The sequence below is a fragment of the Streptomyces pristinaespiralis genome (assembly GCF_001278075.1).
Taxonomy (GTDB): Bacteria; Actinomycetota; Actinomycetes; order Streptomycetales; family Streptomycetaceae; genus Streptomyces; species Streptomyces pristinaespiralis.
This window is the reverse complement of the sequence record NZ_CP011340.1, coordinates 6,882,949-6,900,643: the sequence shown is the minus strand read 5'-3', so window position 1 is coordinate 6,900,643 and position 17,695 is coordinate 6,882,949. Positions and strand designations below refer to the sequence as shown.

At 72.5% G+C, this 17,695-nt stretch carries 14 protein-coding genes; 5 read left to right on the top strand and 9 right to left on the bottom strand.

The window, feature by feature from the left end:
- The first annotated feature begins 817 nt into the window (after positions 1-817).
- Positions 818-2,020: an amino acid deaminase/aldolase gene (locus tag SPRI_RS29540; RefSeq protein WP_053557492.1), complete on the top strand. Its 1,203-nt coding sequence runs from the start codon at positions 818-820 to the stop codon at positions 2,018-2,020.
- Positions 2,021-2,070: 50 nt separating this feature from the next.
- Here the strand turns inward: SPRI_RS29540 and SPRI_RS29535 are convergent, their stop codons facing one another.
- From SPRI_RS29535 to SPRI_RS29520, 4 genes are read right to left on the bottom strand one after another with little or no spacing between them, the layout of a single operon-like run.
- Positions 2,071-3,162 (bottom strand): DUF2510 domain-containing protein, encoded by a 1,092-nt coding sequence (locus tag SPRI_RS29535; protein ID WP_063805364.1) that lies wholly within the window; start codon positions 3,160-3,162, stop codon positions 2,071-2,073.
- Between the two features lie 31 nt (positions 3,163-3,193).
- Positions 3,194-3,976: a 3-oxoacyl-ACP reductase gene (locus SPRI_RS29530; RefSeq protein ID WP_005319581.1), complete on the bottom strand. Its 783-nt coding sequence runs from the start codon at positions 3,974-3,976 to the stop codon at positions 3,194-3,196.
- A 6-nt stretch (positions 3,977-3,982) separates the two neighbouring features.
- The gene (locus tag SPRI_RS29525; protein ID WP_037775186.1) at positions 3,983-5,350 is read right to left on the bottom strand and encodes an aldehyde dehydrogenase family protein; all 1,368 of its coding nucleotides are present in this window, start codon (positions 5,348-5,350) and stop codon (positions 3,983-3,985) included.
- An 8-nt stretch (positions 5,351-5,358) separates the two neighbouring features.
- Complete coding sequence (locus SPRI_RS29520; protein ID WP_005319576.1) at positions 5,359-6,723, bottom strand: glutamine synthetase family protein; 1,365 nt, start codon at positions 6,721-6,723, stop codon at positions 5,359-5,361.
- Positions 6,724-6,801: 78 nt separating this feature from the next.
- Here SPRI_RS29520 and SPRI_RS29515 point away from each other — a divergent pair, with 78 nt between their 5' ends.
- From SPRI_RS29515 to SPRI_RS29505, 3 genes are all read left to right on the top strand, one after another.
- Complete coding sequence (locus SPRI_RS29515; RefSeq protein ID WP_037775183.1) at positions 6,802-7,542, top strand: FadR/GntR family transcriptional regulator; 741 nt, start codon at positions 6,802-6,804, stop codon at positions 7,540-7,542.
- A gap of 198 nt (positions 7,543-7,740) precedes the next feature.
- Positions 7,741-9,207, top strand: coding sequence for an ethanolamine permease (eat, locus tag SPRI_RS29510; RefSeq protein WP_053557491.1), 1,467 nt, complete (start codon positions 7,741-7,743; stop codon positions 9,205-9,207).
- Positions 9,208-9,214: 7 nt separating this feature from the next.
- The gene (locus SPRI_RS29505; RefSeq protein ID WP_053557490.1) at positions 9,215-9,934 is read left to right on the top strand and encodes a gamma-glutamyl-gamma-aminobutyrate hydrolase family protein; all 720 of its coding nucleotides are present in this window, start codon (positions 9,215-9,217) and stop codon (positions 9,932-9,934) included.
- A gap of 258 nt (positions 9,935-10,192) precedes the next feature.
- Here the strand turns inward: SPRI_RS29505 and SPRI_RS29500 are convergent, their stop codons facing one another.
- Positions 10,193-11,113: a LysR family transcriptional regulator gene (locus SPRI_RS29500; protein ID WP_078951312.1), complete on the bottom strand. Its 921-nt coding sequence runs from the start codon at positions 11,111-11,113 to the stop codon at positions 10,193-10,195.
- Between the two features lie 71 nt (positions 11,114-11,184).
- Here SPRI_RS29500 and SPRI_RS29495 point away from each other — a divergent pair, with 71 nt between their 5' ends.
- Positions 11,185-12,315 (top strand): TDT family transporter, encoded by a 1,131-nt coding sequence (locus SPRI_RS29495; protein ID WP_053557806.1) that lies wholly within the window; start codon positions 11,185-11,187, stop codon positions 12,313-12,315.
- Here SPRI_RS29495 and SPRI_RS29490 read toward each other — a convergent pair.
- From SPRI_RS29490 to SPRI_RS29475, 4 genes are all read right to left on the bottom strand, one after another.
- Positions 12,266-13,000, bottom strand: coding sequence for a helical backbone metal receptor (locus tag SPRI_RS29490; RefSeq protein ID WP_005319565.1), 735 nt, complete (start codon positions 12,998-13,000; stop codon positions 12,266-12,268). The two genes, SPRI_RS29495 and SPRI_RS29490, sit on opposite strands and share 50 nt — an antisense overlap.
- 9 nt (positions 13,001-13,009) lie before the next feature.
- The gene (locus SPRI_RS29485; RefSeq protein ID WP_005319563.1) at positions 13,010-13,603 is read right to left on the bottom strand and encodes a helix-turn-helix domain-containing protein; all 594 of its coding nucleotides are present in this window, start codon (positions 13,601-13,603) and stop codon (positions 13,010-13,012) included.
- A 191-nt stretch (positions 13,604-13,794) separates the two neighbouring features.
- Complete coding sequence (locus SPRI_RS29480; RefSeq protein WP_005319561.1) at positions 13,795-16,419, bottom strand: ABC transporter permease/substrate binding protein; 2,625 nt, start codon at positions 16,417-16,419, stop codon at positions 13,795-13,797.
- Positions 16,412-17,569, bottom strand: coding sequence for a quaternary amine ABC transporter ATP-binding protein (locus SPRI_RS29475; RefSeq protein ID WP_005319559.1), 1,158 nt, complete (start codon positions 17,567-17,569; stop codon positions 16,412-16,414). Before SPRI_RS29475 ends, SPRI_RS29480 begins: the two co-directional genes overlap by 8 nt.
- Positions 17,570-17,695: the final 126 nt, after the last annotated feature.

Sequence of the window (17,695 nt, the reverse complement as noted above, 5' to 3'; positions counted from 1 at the left end):
ACCGCTCCGGGCGGGGCGGGCCGGTCGGCGCCCGTGGCGGGGCGGGACGGCGGCGCGGCGGCGGGGCGTGGCGGGGGCACCGGCCGGGCGGGCGCGGCGGCAGGCGGCGGCGTGGCCTGGGCGGGCCTCGCGGGCGGCGGGGAGACAGGGCGGTCGGGGGCGGCGCCGGTGCTCGGGCGCGACGGCGGCACGCCGGTCCCGGGGCGCGCCGGCGGTGCCGTGGGGCCCGACCGGGCGGCCGGCATGCCGGGAGCCGTCGTGGAAGAACCGGGCGAGGGTGTACCGGAAGAGGTCGTGGGAGAGCCGGCGGGCGGCGCGGCCGGACCCGGCACGGCGGCGCGAGACGGCGCGGGCCGGGCGGGCCCGCCCGGCGACGGAGGGGCCGGGGGCGCGGCGGGAGCGGCAGGTCCCGGCGCGGCGGCACGCGCCTGCGCGCCCGGGGCGGGCCCGGCGGGGGGCGCGGCATGGGTGGACCCCGCTTGCGGCCCGGAGGCGGGCGGCGCGGGCGGAGGCGTCACGGGCGCGGCCGAGGGGGACGGGCCGGGGGCGCCGTCGTCCGGGGGCAGCAGGGCGTCCGAGATGCGGGAGCGGGACGGGGGCTGCGGGCCGGCAGGGCGCTGCGCCTCCGTGCTCATTCCACCCCCCGTTGCTCAATCACGTACCGCCGGCTGATCACCCTTCCGGGCAGGCGCTGCGTCACCTCGTCCCGTCACTCTAACGGGCACGATCGACGCCGTCGGCCACCTGCCTGCGGTCCGTGGGGATCTGCCCAAAACATCCCCTACCCCGGGGTATTCATGTCTGGCAAGCTCGGGCCATGACTCCCCGTTCCGCTGACCGGGCCCGTTACGACAAGGCCACCGCCCACCTCGACGCGCCCGTCGCGATCGTCGATCTCGATGCCTTCGACGCCAACGCCGTCGATCTGGTGCGCAGGGCCGGGGGCAAGCCCGTGCGGGTCGCCAGCAAGTCGGTCCGCTGCCGGGCGCTGCTCGAACGGGTCCTGGCCATGGACGGGTTCGCCGGGATCATGTCGTTCACGCTGGACGAATCGATCTGGCTGGCGCGGGCCGGTTTCGACGACGTGCTGCTCGCCTACCCCTCCGCGGACCGCGCCGGTTTCGCCGAGCTCGCGGCCGATCCCAAGCTCGCCGCCGCCGTGACGGTGATGGTCGACGACCCCGAGCAGCTGGAGCTCATCGACGCCTCGCGCGCCGGTGGTGCGGAGGAGATCCGGCTCTGTCTCGAACTGGACACGGCGCTCCAGCTGTTGGGCAGCCGGGTGCGGGTCGGCGCACGCCGTTCGCCGCTGCGTGAGCCGGCCCGGCTCGCGGAGATGGCCAGGTCCATCGCGCGCCGCCCGGGGTTCCGCCTGGTGGGGCTGATGGCGTACGAGGGCCATGTCGCCGGTGTGGGCGACGCGGTCGCCGGTTCGCCGGTGCGTTCGCGCGCCGTGCGGCTGATGCAACGCGCCGCCCGTAAGGAGTTGGCGGCCCGCCGGGCGGCCGTGGTGCGGGCCGTACGGGCGGTGGAGCCCGGCCTGGAGTTCGTCAACGGCGGCGGCACCGGCAGTGTGCAGTACACGGCGGCCGAGGACGCGGTCACGGAGATCGCGGCCGGTTCCGGCCTGTACGCGCCGCGCCTGTTCGACAACTACACGTCGTTCACGGCCCGGCCCGCCGCGCTGTTCGCCCAGCCGGTGGTGCGCCGGCCCGGTGTGGGAGCGGTCACGGTCCTCGGCGGCGGCTATCCCGCCTCGGGTGCCGCAGGCCGCGACCGGCTGCCCGTGCCGTGGCTTCCCGAGGGACTGCGCTACGACCCCCAGGAGGGGGCCGGGGAGGTGCAGACGCCGCTGCTCGGTCCGCCCGCCGACGATCTGCTGATCGGCGACAAGGTGTGGTTCCGGCACGCCAAGGCCGGTGAGCTGTGCGAGCGTTTCGACACCCTGCATCTCGTCGAGGGCGACCGTGTGACGGGCACCGCGCCGACGTACCGGGGCGAGGGCCGCACCTTCCTCTGAGACCGGTCGGTACCGAGGCTGTGCCCGGTCGCGCGGCGGCGGTGGACCCGTCAGCCGGGGCCGATGCTGCTGCCGACGCCGCCGCCCGTTGTCTCGCCGACGGGGCGGATGCTCGCGGCCACCTCGTCCATCACGTCGAGCCCGGGTGCGGACGGGGCCGCGTCGAAGGCGAAGCGGACCACCATCAGCGCCCCGGTGCCGGCGGGTGAGGGGAAGGCGATCGTCTGCACGTAGCCACCGGGGCCGGCGCCGGTGACGACCTGCCAGCGCACCAGATAGCCGGCCCGCCCGGCGACGGCGAAGTTCTGCGACTTGAGGACCTTGTGGGACTCGATGCCACCGTGGGGGCGGTTGCCGAGGGTGTCCTCGCCGTAGATCTTTTCCGCGAACCGGGAGATGTCCTCCTTGGCCACGGCCTCGGCCGTGGTGGCGCTCGTGTTCGCCGCCAGTGAGGAGACCCGGCCGCGGCGGCAGAGGGAGGACCCGCCCGCGGGGCAGTCGTACGTCTCGTCCGTGTAGATCGTCGCGCCCTCTTCGAGGGAGCTGGTGGCCCGCACCCAGCCGTCCGGGACGGCGAGCGTGATGCCGTTGAGTTGGTCCTCGAGCACCGTGGCGTCCTGCGTCGCGGTGGGCGAGGCGGTGGCGCTGTTCTTCGGGTCGGCCGTCGGGGGGACGGGCGGCGGGCTGCTGCTCGGCGCGGCCTTCGGCGCGGAGCCGCTGTCGTCCCCACCGAGGAGCACGGCCCCGGTCGCGACCGCCGCGACGAGCACGACCCCGGCGACGGCGAGCGCCACGAGCCGCTTGTTGCCGCTGCCGCCAGGGCCGGGGCCGGCGGGGCGCATCGGGACCGTGTGCGGCTGCGGGGGCCCGAACGTCCCGCCCGGTCCCTGCGGCTGATGACCCGGCCCGAAGCCCGCGGCTTGCTGCACGGGCTGATGCCCCGGCCCGGGTCCCGGGGCCTGCTGCACGGGCTGATGCCCCGGCCCGGATCCCGGGGCCTGCTGCACGGGCTGATGCCCCGGCCCGGGTCCCGGGGCCTGGGCCGCGCGGACGTGCGCGGTCCAGGCCGTACCGTCCCACCAGCGTTCGCTGTGCGGCGCTTCGGGGTCCGGGTACCAGCCGGGAGGGGTCGTCATGCTCATCGCCCCAGCCTATGGGCACCGGGGGCCTTCACTACAGAGGGGTCACGTACGCACCGGAGATCCCGCCGTCGACGAGGAAGTCCGTCGCGTTGACGAACGAGGAGTCGTCGCTGGCGAGGAACGCGACGGCGGCGGCGATCTCGTCGGCCTCCGCGAAACGCCCGGCCGGGATGTGCACCAGACGCCGTGCGGCCCGCTCCGGGTCCTTGGCGAACAGCTCCTGGAGCAGCGGGGTGTTGACCGGTCCCGGGCACAGGGCGTTGACGCGGATGCCCTCGCGGGCGAACTGCACGCCCAGCTCCCGCGACATGGCGAGCACGCCGCCCTTGGAGGCGGTGTACGAGATCTGGGAGGTCGCGGCGCCCATGATCGCCACGAAGGATGCGGTGTTGATGATGGAGCCCCGGCCCTGGCGCTGCATGTAGGGGATGGCCGCCTTGCAGCACAGGTAGACGGAGGTGAGGTTGACCTCCTGGACGCGCCGCCACGCGTCGATGCCGGTGGTGAGGATCGAGTCGTCGTCGGGGGGCGAGATGCCTGCGTTGTTGAAGGCGACGTCGACGCTGCCGTAGGTGTCGTAGGCGGCCTTGAACAGCGCGTCGACCTGTTCGGCGTCGGTGACGTCGACGCGGACGAAGGTCCCGCCGACCTCGTCGGCCGCGGCCTTGCCCGCGGTCTCGTCGATGTCGCCGCAGACGACGTTCGCGCCCTCGGCGGCGAGGCGGCGCGCGGCCGCGAGGCCGATGCCGCTGCCGGCACCGGTGATCACTGCGGTGCGGCCTTCGAGGCGGCGGCAGACAGGGGTCCCAGTCATGGTGTTTCAGGCCTCCGTGCTGATGAAGACGTTCTTGGTCTCGGTGAAAGCGGTGAGAGCGTCGGGGCCGAGTTCACGGCCGAGCCCGGACTGCTTGTAGCCGCCGAAGGGGGTCCAGTAGCGGACGCTGGAGTGGGAGTTGACGGAGAGGTTGCCGGCGCGGACGGCACGGGAGACGCGCAGGGCACGGGCCACGTCGCGGGTCCAGAGGGAGCCGGAGAGGCCGTATTCGGTGGCGTTGGCGAGCCGTACGGCGTCCTCCTCGTCCTCGAAGGGGATGACGGCGGCGACCGGTCCGAAGATCTCCTCGCACGCGGCGGGCGCGTCGGGGGCGATGTCGGTGAGGACCGTCGGCGGGAACCAGAAGCCGGGCCCGTCGGGTGCGCTGCCCCGGATCGCCTTGGCGCCGTCGGGGACGTAGCCGCGTACGCGTTCCAGCTGGGTGCGCGAGATCAGCGGGCCCATCTGCGTCTTCTCGTCGGACGGATCGCCGACGACGACCGATTCGACGGCGGGGGCGAGCAGGTCCAGGAAGCGGTCGTACACCGATGCCTGCACAAGGATCCGGGTGCGGGCGCAGCAGTCCTGTCCGCTGTTGTCGAGGAAGGACATGGGGGTGGCGGCCGCGGCGGCGTCAAGATCGGCGTCGGCGAAGACGATGTTGGGGCTCTTGCCGCCGAGTTCGAGGGTCACCCGCTTCACGCGGTCGGCACACTTGGCCATGATGCTCTTGCCGACCCTGGTGGAGCCGGTGAAGACGATCTTCGCGACGCCGGGGTGCTCGACGAGCGCGTCGCCGGTCACGTCACCGGCGCCGGGCAGCACCTGGAAGAGATGCTCGGGCAGACCGGCCACCAGGGCGAGTTCCGCGAGGCGCAGGGCCGTCAGGGGTGTGGTCTCGGCCGGCTTCAGCAGGACGGCGTTGCCGGCGGCGAGCGCGGGGGCCGTGCCCCAGGCGGCGATCGGCATGGGGAAGTTCCACGGTGCGATCACGCCGACGACACCGAGCGGTTCGAGGATCGTGAAGTTCATGCCGCCCGGGACGGGGATCTGCCGGCCGTTGAGGCGCTCCACTCCCCCGGCGGCGTAGTCGAGCAGGTCGCGGACGTTGCCCGCTTCCCACCGGGCGTTGCCGATGGTGTGGCCCGCCTCGCGGACCTCGAGCCGGGCCAGTTCCTCGAGGTGGTCGTCGACGACGGCGGCGAAGCGGCGCAACAGCCGGGCCCGGTCGGCGGGGGCGGCGGCCGCCCACTGCTCCTGGGCCCTCGCTGCGCGGGCGACGGCGGTGTCGACCTCGGCGGCCGTCGTCGCGGGGACGGTCGTTACGACTTCTTCCGTGGCCGGGTCGAGTACGTCGTGGTGCGTGTCAGCCAAGGGGTGCCTCACATGCGTTCGAAGGAGCGGCGGAGCTCCCAGTCGGTCACCGCGGAGTCGAAGGCCTCGAGTTCGACGCGCGCCATGTTCCGGTAGTGGGCGACGACCGCGTCTCCGAAGGCGGCCTTGGCGATGGGACTGTTCTCCCACAGCTCGGCGGCCTCGCGCAGGGTGGTGGGGACGTGTTCGTGGTCGCCGGAGTAGGCGTTGCCCGTGCAGGGGTCCGGGAGTTCGAGCCGCTGCTCGATGCCGTGCAGGCCGGCGGCGACGAGGCCGGCGACGGCGAGGTACGGGTTGACGTCACCGCCGGGCAGCCTGTTCTCGAAGCGCGTCGAGGGGCCGTGGCCGACGACGCGGAGGGCGCAGGTGCGGTTGTCGTGGCCCCAGGCGACGGCGGTCGGGGCGAAGGAGCCGGGGCGGAAACGCTTGTAGGAGTTGACGGTCGGCGCGTACAGCAGGGAGAAGTCGCGCAGTGCGGCGAGCTGGCCGGCGAGGAAGTGCCGCATGAGCGGCGACATGCCGTCGGGGCCGTCCCCGGCCATGACGCTCCGGCCGTCGGCGTCGCGCAGGGACAGGTGGATGTGGCAGGAGTTGCCCTCGCGCTCGTTGTACTTCGCCATGAAGGTGAGCGAGACGCCTTCCTGGGCGGCGATCTCCTTCGCGCCGGTCTTGTAGACGGCGTGCTGGTCGCAGGTGACGAGGGCCTCGTCGTACTTGAACACGATCTCGTGCTGGCCCGGGTTGCACTCGCCCTTGGCGGACTCGACGGTCAGGCCGGCGCCGGTCATCTCGTTGCGGATGCGGCGCAGCAGGGGCTCGATGCGGCCGGTGCCGAGGACGGAGTAGTCGATGTTGTACTGGTTGGCCGGTGTGAGGCCGTGGTAGCCGCTGTCCCAGGCCTGCTCGTAGGTGTCCTTGAAGACGATGAACTCGAGCTCCGTGCCGACGTGGGCGGTGAGTCCGTGCTCGGCGAGGCGCTCCAGCTGGGCCCGGAGGATCTGCCGGGGGGCGGCGACGACGGGCCGTTCCTCGCCCCACGCCAGGTCGGCGATGACGAGTGCGGTGCCCTCGTGCCAGGGGATCCTGCGCAGCGTGGTGAGATCCGGGTGCATGGCGAAGTCGCCGTAGCCGCGTTCCCAGGACGACATCTCGTATCCGTCGACCGTGTTCATGTCGGTGTCGACGGCGAGGAGGTAGTTGCAGCCCTCGGTGCCGTGCTCGACGACCTCTTCGAGGAAGAAGGGGGCGGCGAACCGCTTGCCCTGCAGTCGTCCCTGCATGTCGGGGAAGGCGAGGACGACGGTGTCGATCTCGCCGCTCGCGACGAGCTCACGCAGCTCGTCGAGGGCGAGCGGGGGTTTGCGGTCTGCCACGGGACGGTGCCTCCTTGGGTCAGCCGGGAGCCATAAGGTATTACTGAAGACCATTGCTTGGGAAGGGGAAACGGCGAGGTGGCGAAGACAGGTGGGGCCACGGGCACGCCGGCGGACCGGCTGACACCGGTGCTGCGCCCCGTGCGGGCGGGCAACGGCTTCGAGGAGGCGCTGGAGCAGATCCTTCAGCTCCTGCGCCTCGGCCTGGTGCCGGGCGGGGAGCGACTGCCGGCCGAGCGGGAACTGGCGGAGCGCATGGGCATCAGCCGGGTCACCCTGCGCGAGGTGCTGAAGGTGCTCACCGACCAGGGACTGGTGGAGAGCCGCCGCGGCCGTTACGGCGGAACGTTCGTGCTGCACCGTCCCGACAGCCACGGCGAGGAGGAACTGCGCCGCCGGGTCGCGGGCGTGGACGTCGAGGACACCCTGCGCTTCCGCGAGGTGCTGGAGGTCGGGGCGGCGGGCCTGTGCGCGGCCCACGGCCTCACCGACGACGGCGCTCAGCGGCTGCGCAGCGCCCTGACGGCGACGCACGACGCGCCGCTCACCGAGTACCGCAGGCAGGACACGCTGCTCCACCTGACCCTGGCCGAGCTGTCCGGTTCGCCCAGCCTCACCGCGCAGTACGCGGCGGTCCGGGCCACCCTGAACGACCTGCTCGACTGCATACCGCTGCTCGTACGGAACCTGGAGCACTCGCAGCACCAGCACACGGCACTGGTCGAGGCCGTGCTCGACGGCGACCCGGACGCGGCACGCGAGGTGATGCGCGAGCACTGCGAGGGGACGGCGGCGCTGCTGCGGGGCTTCCTGGCGTGAGCGGCCGGGAGGGCGCGGCGGGCCGAGCGGCGCGAAGCGGCGGGGAGCCGGACGCTCCGGCGCGATCCGGCGCGCCGCCGCGCTCAAGGAGAGCGGGCGGGCGGATCCGTGACGCCGGGTTTACGCACAGGGCTTGCGCTGCCGCCGGAGTGCCGCAAAGGTGTCGGCACAAACCTTTGACCTGAGCCAGGAGCGACCATGGCTGAAGGCACCACATCGCGCCCCCCGTCCGCCGCCCCACCCGGATCCGACCCGGAGTCGGATGCCTATCTGAACCGGCGCACCCTGCGCAGAGGCAGCGCCGGATGGCTGCTGCTGACCGGACTCGGCGTCGCGTATGTCGTCTCCGGCGACTTCTCCGGCTGGAACATCGGACTCTCGAAGGGCGGCTTCGGCGGCCTCGCCGTCGCCACCCTCCTGATGGGCGCGATGTACGCCTGTCTCGTCTTCGCGCTCGCCGAACTGTCCGCGATCCTGCCCACCGCGGGCGGCGGTTACGGCTTCGCCCGGCGCGCGCTCGGGACCTGGGGCGGCTTCCTCACCGGCACCGCCATCCTCATCGAGTACATCCTCGCCCCCGCCGCGATCTCCATCTTCATCGGCGACTACGTCGAATCGCTGGGCCTGTTCGGCCTGGAATCCGGCTGGCCCGTCTATCTGGCCTGCTTCGCGATCTTCATCGGCATCCACCTCTGGGGCGTCGGTGAGGCCCTGCGCTTCAGCCTCGTCGTGACCGCCATCGCCGTCGCGGCGCTGCTGATCTTCGCGGTGGGAGCGTTCACCGAGTTCAGCGCCGGCGGGCTCGACGACATCCCTGTCGACACGGAGGCGTTCGGCGCGAGCTCCTGGCTGCCGTTCGGCCTGCTGGGCATCTGGGCCGCCTTCCCCTTCGGCATGTGGTTCTTCCTCGGCGTGGAGGGCGTGCCGCTGGCGGCCGAGGAGGCGAAGGACCCGGTGCGCTCCATGCCCAGGGCGCTGGCGATCTCCATGGGCATCCTGGTGCTGCTCGCACTGCTGACCTTCTTCGCGGCGAGCGGCGCCCGCGGTTCCGCCGCCATCCAGGAGGCCGGCAACCCGCTGGTGGTCGCCCTCCAGGGCGACGGCGACTCGACCGCGCTGAGCCGCTTCGTCAACTACGCCGGCCTCGCCGGGCTGGTGGCCTCCTTCTTCTCGCTGATCTACGCGGGCTCCCGGCAGCTCTTCGCCCTCTCCCGGGCCGGCTATCTGCCCCGGTTCCTGTCCCTGACCAGCCGCCGCAAGTCCCCCTACCTCGGGCTGCTGATCCCCGGCGCGATCGGCTTCGCACTGGCGGCAGGCACCGGCAACGGGGCGCGGATGCTGAACATCGCCGTCTTCGGCGCGACGATCAGCTACGCGCTGATGGCCCTCTCGCACATCGTGCTGCGCCGCCGCGAACCGGAACTGCCGCGCCCCTACCGGACACCGGGCGGAGTCGCCACCTCGTCCGTCGCCTTCGTGCTCGCGCTGTCCGCGCTCGTCGCGACGTTCCTGGTGGACAAGGACGCCGCGTTCATGGCACTCGGTGTGTACGCCGTGGCGCTCGCCTACTTCGCCTTCTACAGCCGCCACCATCTGGTGGCACAGGCTCCGGAGGAGGAGTTCGCGGCACTTGCGGCCGCGGAGGCGGAACTGGAACGGAAGTGACAATCTGATGCATGTGTCCGAGCCGCTGCCCGACCGGCAGTCCAAGCCGCTGATCGGCATCAGCACCTACTGGGAGGCGTCCGCACGGTGGGGCGTGTGGGAGCTGCCCGCCGCGCTGCTGCCCGCCGGCTATCCGCGTCTCGTGCAGAGGGCGGGCGGCATCGCCGTGATGCTCCCGCCCGACGAGCCGGCACTCGCCGGCGACGCGTTGGCCCGCCTCGACGGACTGGTCATCGCCGGCGGGGCCGACGTCGCCCCCGAGCACTACGGAGCGCGGCGCGAGCCCCGCACCGGCCCCGCCGCGCCCGAACGGGACGCCTGGGAACTGGCGCTGATCCGCGCGGCGTTGGCGTCCGGCACACCGCTGCTGGGCATCTGCCGCGGCATGCAGCTGCTGAACGTCGCTCTCGGCGGGACGCTCATCCAGCACCTGGACGGGCACGTGGCGTCGGTCGGGGTCTTCGGGCAGCACCCCGTGAAGCCGGTGCCCGGAACGCTGTACGGCTCGATCGCTCCCGAGGCGACGTCCGTCCCGACCTACCACCACCAGTCGGTGGACCGCCTCGGCGAGGGCCTCGTACCGAGCGCGTACGCGGAGGACGACGGCACGGTGGAGGCGATCGAGCCGGCGGGGGGCGGTGGATGGGTGCTGGGGGTGCAGTGGCATCCGGAGATGGGGACGGACACGCGGGTGATGTCGGCGCTGGTGGGGGCGGCGCGGGGGTAGGACGGCGCGGGTGCGGCCGCGCGGACGTTCTCCCCTGCCCCGCCCCTTCCCCTAGCCGAAGGCTCCCGCCCGGACCCCGCGCCGCAATCGCCGGCGGGGCTGATTTCGCGGAGCGAAGTCCAGCCCGCCCGGGGGCACCTCCCGCGGCCGCCAAGCCGTGGGGGGAGATCGAGGGCACCGCGCGAAGCGCGGTACGGGGCCCGGGGCCTGCCCCGGTTCCGGGAAGGGGCGGGGTGGGGGAAAGCGCCACCCCCGCACCTACCCCCGCGTCAACCCCAACAGCTCCCGCGCCGGCCCCACCGGCCGCTGCGCATGCGGCCAGACCGCACGCAGGTCGCGTTCCAGCGCCACCCCCTCCACCGGCACCCGCGTCAGGCGGCGCGAGGAGAGTTCCTCCGTCACCGCCAGCTCGCTGAGGACCGCCGGCCCCGCCCCGCTGACGGCCGCCGCCTTCACCGCCGTGGTGGAGGCCAGCTCCATCAGCGGCGCGGAGAGCCCGCCGTGGCGGGAGAGCGCGGAGTCGAGCACCTGCCGTGTGCCGGAGCCCCGTTCACGCAGGACGAGCCGTGTCCTGGCCAGTTCCTCCGGGGTCAGCGGGGCCCTGCGCCGGCGGGCCCACGCGTGGCCCGGGGCCACGACCACGAACAGCCGGTCGTGGCCGATGACCGTGCCGTCGAGGCCTTCGGGCACGGCGAGGCCCTCCACGAAGCCGAGGTCGGCCTCGCCGGAGAGCAGCCGTTCCGCGACGGCCGACGAGTTGCCCGCGATCAGCGAGACCGCCGTGTCGGGGCGCTGAGCGCGCAGCGCGATGAGCCAGCCGGGCAGCAGGTACTCGGCGATCGTCATGCTCGCCGCGACCCGCAGCCGTGAGTCCCGGCGGCCCCGCAGCGCCTGCGCGCCGGCGTCGAACGCCTCCGCGGCCTCCACGATGCGCCGGGCCCAGTCGGTGACGAGCGCTCCCGCCTCTGTCAGCCGGGAGCCACGCGGGGAGCGGTCGACGAGGGCGACGCCCAGCTGGCGTTCCATGGAGCGGATGCGGCTGCTCGCCGCGGGCTGGGTGATGCCGACTTCACGGGCCGCGCGCCCGAGGCTGCCGTGGCGGGCGACGGCGAGCAGTAGTTCCAGCGCCCCCAGGTCGGGCACCCGGTGCGACAGCGGCACACGTTGCTCTTCGCTCATAAGACCAGCTTATGAGGCGATAGGGAGAAGGTCCCTGGTGGGGGCGGAGGACGTCGGCGAAGGTGGCGGTCATGGTCACCGCCGCACAGTCGCTCCCCCGCCCGCCGGCCCCGGTCAAGATCGCCGTCGCGCCCCGCCCGCCGGCCCTGCGGCATCTCGGTCCCAACTGGTACGCGACCGTCATGGGAACGGCCGTCGTCGCGAGCGCCGGGTCCGCGCTGCCCTTGGACGTACCGGGTCTGCCGACTGTGCTCACCGGCGTGTGGGCGCTGTCGGTGGTGCTGCTCGCCACGGTCGTGGCGGCCCGGACAGGGCACTGGGCCCGCCATCGCGACCAGGCGCGCGCCCACCTCCTGGATCCCGCCGTCGCCCCCTTCTACGGCTGTCTGTCGATGGCTCTGCTCGCCGTCGGCACGGGCACGCTCACGGTCGGCGGGGACGTGGTGGGCGAGGGACCCGCGGTGGCCGCCGCCTTCGTGCTGTTCGGGGCGGGGACGCTCATAGGGCTCGTGGCCGCCGTCGTGGTGCCGTATCTGATGGTGGTGCGGCACAAGGTCGAGGCGGGCAGCGCCTCCCCGGTGTGGCTGCTGCCTGTCGTCGCGCCGATGGTGTCCGCGGCGTCGGGTCCGCTTCTGGTGCCGTACCTGCCGCCCGGCCAGTGGCGTGAGGCGGCGCTGCTCGCCTGCTACGCGATGTTCGGGCTGAGTCTGCTGGCGACGCTGCTGATCCTGCCGATGGTCTTCGCCCGGCTCGTGCATCACGGCCCGCTGCCGCTCGCGGCGACCCCGGCGCTGTTCCTGGTGCTCGGCCCGCTCGGCCAGTCGACCACCGCGGTGAACAAGCTGGCCGGGGCCGCGCCCGGGGTGCTCGACGCACCGTACGCGGCCGGCATGGGCGTGTTCGCCGTCGTGTACGGCGTGCCCGTCATGGGCTTCGCCCTGCTGTGGCTGGCGCTCGCGGCGGCGATGGTGGCGCGGGCGGCCCGGCGCCGTATGCCCTTCACGCCCGCCTGGTGGGCGTTCACCTTCCCGGTGGGCACGTGTGTGACCGGCGCGCACAGCCTCGCGGACCGCACGGGCCTCGTGGCGTACCAGTGGCTCGCGACGGCGCTCTACGGGCTCCTGGTGGTGGCCTGGGCGGTCACCGGCACGCTCACCCTGCGCGGCCTGCTGCGCGGTGAGCTGCTGCGAGCGCCGCGCTGAGCTCGGCGGGCGCGCGGGTGAGGGAGGGCCCGTACCAGGTCAGGTACCGCCCGTCGACGAGCGCGGCGGGCAGGCCGGGGAAGGCCTCCGGACCGTCGTCGGCGGTGAAGCGGTACGGCTCGTCGGGGAGTACGACGGCCTGGGCGCCGCTTGCCGTCAGCTCCTGGAGCGGGATGCGCGGGTAGCGCTCCGCGTGCCCCGCGTACACGTTGACGACGCCGAGCCTGGCGAGCAGGTCCCCGGCGAAGGTGTCACGGCCGAGCACCATCCACGGACGGCGCCACACAGGCACCACGGCGCGCAGTTCAGGCAGCGGCTCCACCGCCGCCCATGCCCGGCGCGCCTCGTCCAGCCAGCGTGGAGGGGCGAGGGAGCAGCCGGCGACCAGGACCCGTTCGAGCTCGGAGAAGGCCTGGTCGAGGGTGCGTACCTCGGTCACCAGCACCTCGACGCCCGCCGCGCGCAGGGCGGCCAGGTCGGGTTCCCGGTTCTCCTCCTCGTTGGCGATCACGAGGTCGGGCCGCAGCCGCAGTACGGCCGGCACATCCGGGTTCTTCGTGCCGCCGACGCGGGCCGCGTCGAGGCCGGGCGGGTGGGTGCACCAGTCGGTGACTCCCACGAGGAGCCCGGGCGCCGTGGCCGCGACCGCCTCGGTCAGCGAGGGCACCAGGGAGACGACGCGCACCGGCCGGCCTCAGCCGCGCGGGTCGGTGGTCGTGGCGATGTGGTCGGAGACGGAGACGACGAGGATGCGGGTGTCCGGGGTGGTGGCGCGCCAGCGGTGGCGGACACCGCCGGAGAGGAACAGCGCGTCGCCGGGGCCGAGCCGGTAGGCCCGGCCCTCGGCCTCGACCTCGACGGCACCGTCCGCGACGTACAGCAGCTCGTCGTTACGGTGCTCGAACTCCCGGCCCGTCTCCTTCTCGCCGCTGAATTCCAGCGCGTGGAGCTGGTGCTGTCCGCGCACCAGGGCCCGTACGCCGTCGGACGGCCCGGAGGTTCTGGCGTCGTCGCCGGCGCGCACGACGTCCACCGTGCGACCGGCGTCGGAGGCCGCGAGCAGCCGTTCCGCCGAGGTGTCGAGGGCGTCGGAGACCCGCTGGAGCGAGCGCATGCTCGGGTGGGCCCGCTCGTTCTCGATCTGGCTGAGGAAGGGCACGGAGAGGCCGCTGCGGGCGGCGACGGCGGCCAGCGTGAGACCGAGGGCCCGCCGGCGTTTGCGCACGGCGGCACCCACCCGGAGAGGCTCTTCTCTCTCCTTGGTGTCCTTCGCGTCCTTCGCGTCCATGGGCCGGGCTCCCCTCCCCTGGGTCCTGTCTCACCATACGCACCATCCGTCCACCCGTACTCGACAAGCGCACGAGCAAAGGCCTGGGAGCGGGTCGACCTGGGTGAACGGGTACCGGAAAGGGGTGGGTCCCGCCGGTTCGGCGGGACCCACCCCTTCGGTGGAGCGTCCGGTCGGACGTGCCCGGACGGCTAGCGCGGCGCGATCTCGTCCGCGATGCCCGGATTCGTCTCCATCCAGGCCTTCACGGCTTCCTCCTCGTGCCCCGTGCCGTGCTTCTGGATCTCGTTCTCCAGGCCGGCGAGCTGCTTCTCGCTGAGCTTGAAGTCCTTGAACCACTTCGTGAGCCGCGGGTACTGCTTCGGGAAGTCCTTCGAGGCGACGGTGTGGATCTCGTCCCCCTCGCCGAAGGACTTCTTCGGGTCCGCGAGCTTGGTGAGGTCGTACTCGCTGTAGGCCCAGTGCGGGGTCCACAGCATGACCGCGATCGGCTCCTTCTTGGCGTACGCGCGCTTCAGCTCGGCGAGCATGCCCGGGGTGGAGCTGTCGACGACCTCGAACTCGTCCTCGAGACCGTAGTCCGGCAGGACCTTGTTCTTGAGGATGTTCATGGTCTCCGTGCCCGGCTCGATGCCGACGATCCGGCCCTTGAAGTCATCGCCGCGCCCCTTGAGGTCGGCGAGGGAGTCGACCCCGTCGACGTACGAGGGGACGGCGAGCTCGAGCGAGGTCGGGCCGTACCAGGAGCCGAGGTCGGTGAGCTTGTCGCCGTACTCGTCCCAGTACTTCTTCTGCGTGGTCGGCAGCCAGCCGTCGAACTGCACGTCGATCTGGCCGCGGGAGAGAGCCGTGTACATCGGGCCGACCTCGAACTGCTTGAGGTTCATCGTGTAGCCGCGCTCCTCGAGGACCGCCTTCCACAGGTAGGTGGCGGCGATGTCCTCCTCCCACGGGAACCAGGCGACGTTCAGGGGGCGGTCGCGCTCGTCCTTGCCGTCCTTGGCCGCCTTGCCCGCCTTACCGGCGGGCGCCCACGTGTCGGCCAGGCCGGGATTGTCCCCGAGCCAGGCGCGGACGGCTTCCTGCTCCTTGCCCTTGCCGGTATCCTGGATCTTCGCCTCGAGACCGGTGAGCTGCTCCTCGGTCATCTTGAAGTTCTTCAGCCATGCGCCGACCTCGGGGTACTCGGCGGAGAAGCCCTTGCGCGCGAGGGTGTGCACGCCGTCGCCCTTGCCCCAGGAGCCCTTCGGGTCCTTGAGCTTCTTCAGGTCGTAGGTGCTGTAGGCCCAGTGCGGCGACCACAGGGTGGTGACGATGGGCTCCTTCTTGTCGTAGGCGCGCTTGAGCTCGGCCAGCATGCCGGGCGTGGAGCCGTCGACGACCTTGTACTCGCCCTCGAGGCCGTAGTCCTTCAGGACCTTGTCCTTGAGGATGCCCATCATCCCGGCGCTCGGCTCGATGCCGACGATCCGGCCCTTGAACTCCGCCGACCTGCCCTTGAGGTCCTCGAGGGAGTCGACGCCCTTCATGTACGAGGGCACGGACAGCTCCAGGGAGGTCGGGCCGTACCAGGAGCCCAGGTCCTCGAGCTTGTCGCCGTACTTCTCCATGTAGGAGGCGTGGGTGACCGGCAGCCAGGCGTCCGTCTGGAAGTCGATCTGGCCGCCGGCGAGACCGGTGTAGAGCGAACCGGCCTCCAGCTGCTTGGTGTCGACCTCGAAGCCGCGCTGCTCCAGCAGTTCCTTCCAGAGGAAGGTGGAGGCGATGCCCTCGTCCCACGGGATGTAGCCGATGGAGACCTTCTTGCCGTCGCCGATCCGCGACGCGCCTGCGGCGGTGTCCGACTTGGCCCCGCTGAACATGCCCATGCCGCCGGCGACCAGGGCGAGGACGACGATGCCGGCGATCGCGACGGCGGGCTGCGGGCGGTGGTCCCAGATCTTCGGCCCGCCGGCCATGGCGCGCGCCTTGGCGAGCGCGCGGCGGCCGAGCGGCGAGACCTGGCGGCCCAGCGCACCGGTCATCCGGTCGAGATACATGGCGAGGATGACGATGGAGACGCCGGCCTCGAAGCCGAGGCCGATGTCCACGTTGCCGATGGCCCGGTAGACGGCGCCGCCGAGGCCGCCGCCGCCGACCATGCCCGCGATGACGACCATGGACAGGCCCAGCATGATGACCTGATTGATGCCGGCCATGATCGTCGGCAGGGCGAGCGGGAGCTGCACCCGGAGCAGCGTGCTGCGCGGGGTGGTGCCGAAGGCCTCCGCGGCCTCGACGAGCTCCTCGTCGACCTGGCGGATGCCGAGTTCGGTCATCCGCACGCCGGGCGGCAGGGCGAAGATGATCGTGGCGATGATGCCGGGGACCACACCGACGCCGAAGAAGATGATGCCGGGGATCAGGTAGACCATCGCGGGCATGGTCTGCATGAAGTCGAGCACCGGCCGGACGATGGTGCTGACCGTCCTGGACCGCGAGGCCCAGATGCCGAGCGGGACCGCGATCACCAGTGTCACCAGCGTGGCGACGAGCACCAGCGACAGGGTCGACATGGCGTCTTCCCACAGTTCGATGGAGTCGATCAGCGCAAAGCCCGCGAAGGCGAGGACACCGGCGAGCAGGCCGCGCAGCCACCAGGCGACGACGGCGAGGATGCCGGCGAAGAGCAGCGGAGCGGGCGCGGAGAGCGCCGCGTCGATGCCGTCGTACATCCCGGTGACGAGCGAGCTGATCGCGTCGAACAGCCAGGACAGATGGCGCTGGAGCCAGTCGACACCGCTGTCGACCCAGTCGCCGAGGTGGATCCTAGGCACTGGCCACCGCCTTGCCCGCCGGGGCGGCGGACCTCTCCGCGGCAGGCGCGGGCTGCGCGGGCACGGCCGGCGGCGCGGCGGGGGTCATCGGCTCGCCGAGGACGGCGAGCAGGCGTGCCCTCGGCACGACGCCGATCAGTTCGCCCTCGTCGTCGGTGACGGCGACGGCCGTGCCGCTGGTCGAGCAGGGCGTGAACAGCTCGATGATCGGCGTGGCCGCGGGGACGGTGGCGGGCGCGGCGGCCAGCACGTCCTTGGCGTTACGGATCTCCTTGCCGCTGTCCGTCCTCGTGCCGTACGCGGTCTCCGGGTCGGCCATGATCGCGCCGGCGGTGAGCACCCGGGAACGGTCGACGTCCTGGGTGAAGGAGGCGACGTAGTCGTTGGCGGGGGTGACGAGGATGTCCTCGGCGGTGCCGAGCTGGACGATCCTGCCGTCACGCATGACGGCGATCGAGTCACCGAGCCGCATGGCCTCGTTGAGGTCGTGGGTGATGAAGACGATGGTCTTCTTCAGACGCTTCTGGAGCTCGAGGAGCTGGTCCTGCATGTCGCGGCGGATCAGCGGGTCGAGGGCGCTGAAGGACTCGTCCATCAGCAGCAGGTCGGCGTCGGTGGCGAGCGCGCGGGCGAGGCCGACCCGCTGCTGCATGCCGCCGGAGAGTTCGTCGGGCCAGGAGTTCTCCCAGCCGCCGAGGCCGACCATCTCGAGGGCCTGCGCGGCGCGCTCGTCGCGCTCGGCGCGGGGGACGCCCTGGACCTCGAGGCCGTAGCCGGCGTTCTCGAGGACGCTGCGGTGCGGGAAGAGGGCGAAGTGCTGGAACACCATGCTGATCTTGGAGGAGCGCACGGTACGCAGGTCGCGGGGGCTCAGGCCCGTCAGGTCCTCGCCGTCGAAGAGCACGCGTCCGGCGGTCGGCTCCAGCAGCCCGTTGAGCATGCGCAGCAGGGTGGACTTGCCGGATCCCGACAGACCCATGACGACGAATATCTGGCCCGGTTCGACGGTGAAGGAGGCGTCGATGACCGCTGCCGTCGTTCCGTCGGCGCGCAGCTCGTCGCGGTCCGTGCCGCCTTCGAGCCTGGTCACCGCTTCATCGGGTCGTCTGCCGAACACCTTGTACAAGTGCTCGGCCTGCAGCCTGGACACATACACCTCACGGGTCGAACGGGTAACGGCCCGCCACCCCCGCCGACAGGCCGTGAAGCGCGACGGGGTCTGCCCGCTTGCCCGGTGCAATTGTTGAAATCGGAACCGGGTTCGCTCCGGCTCCGC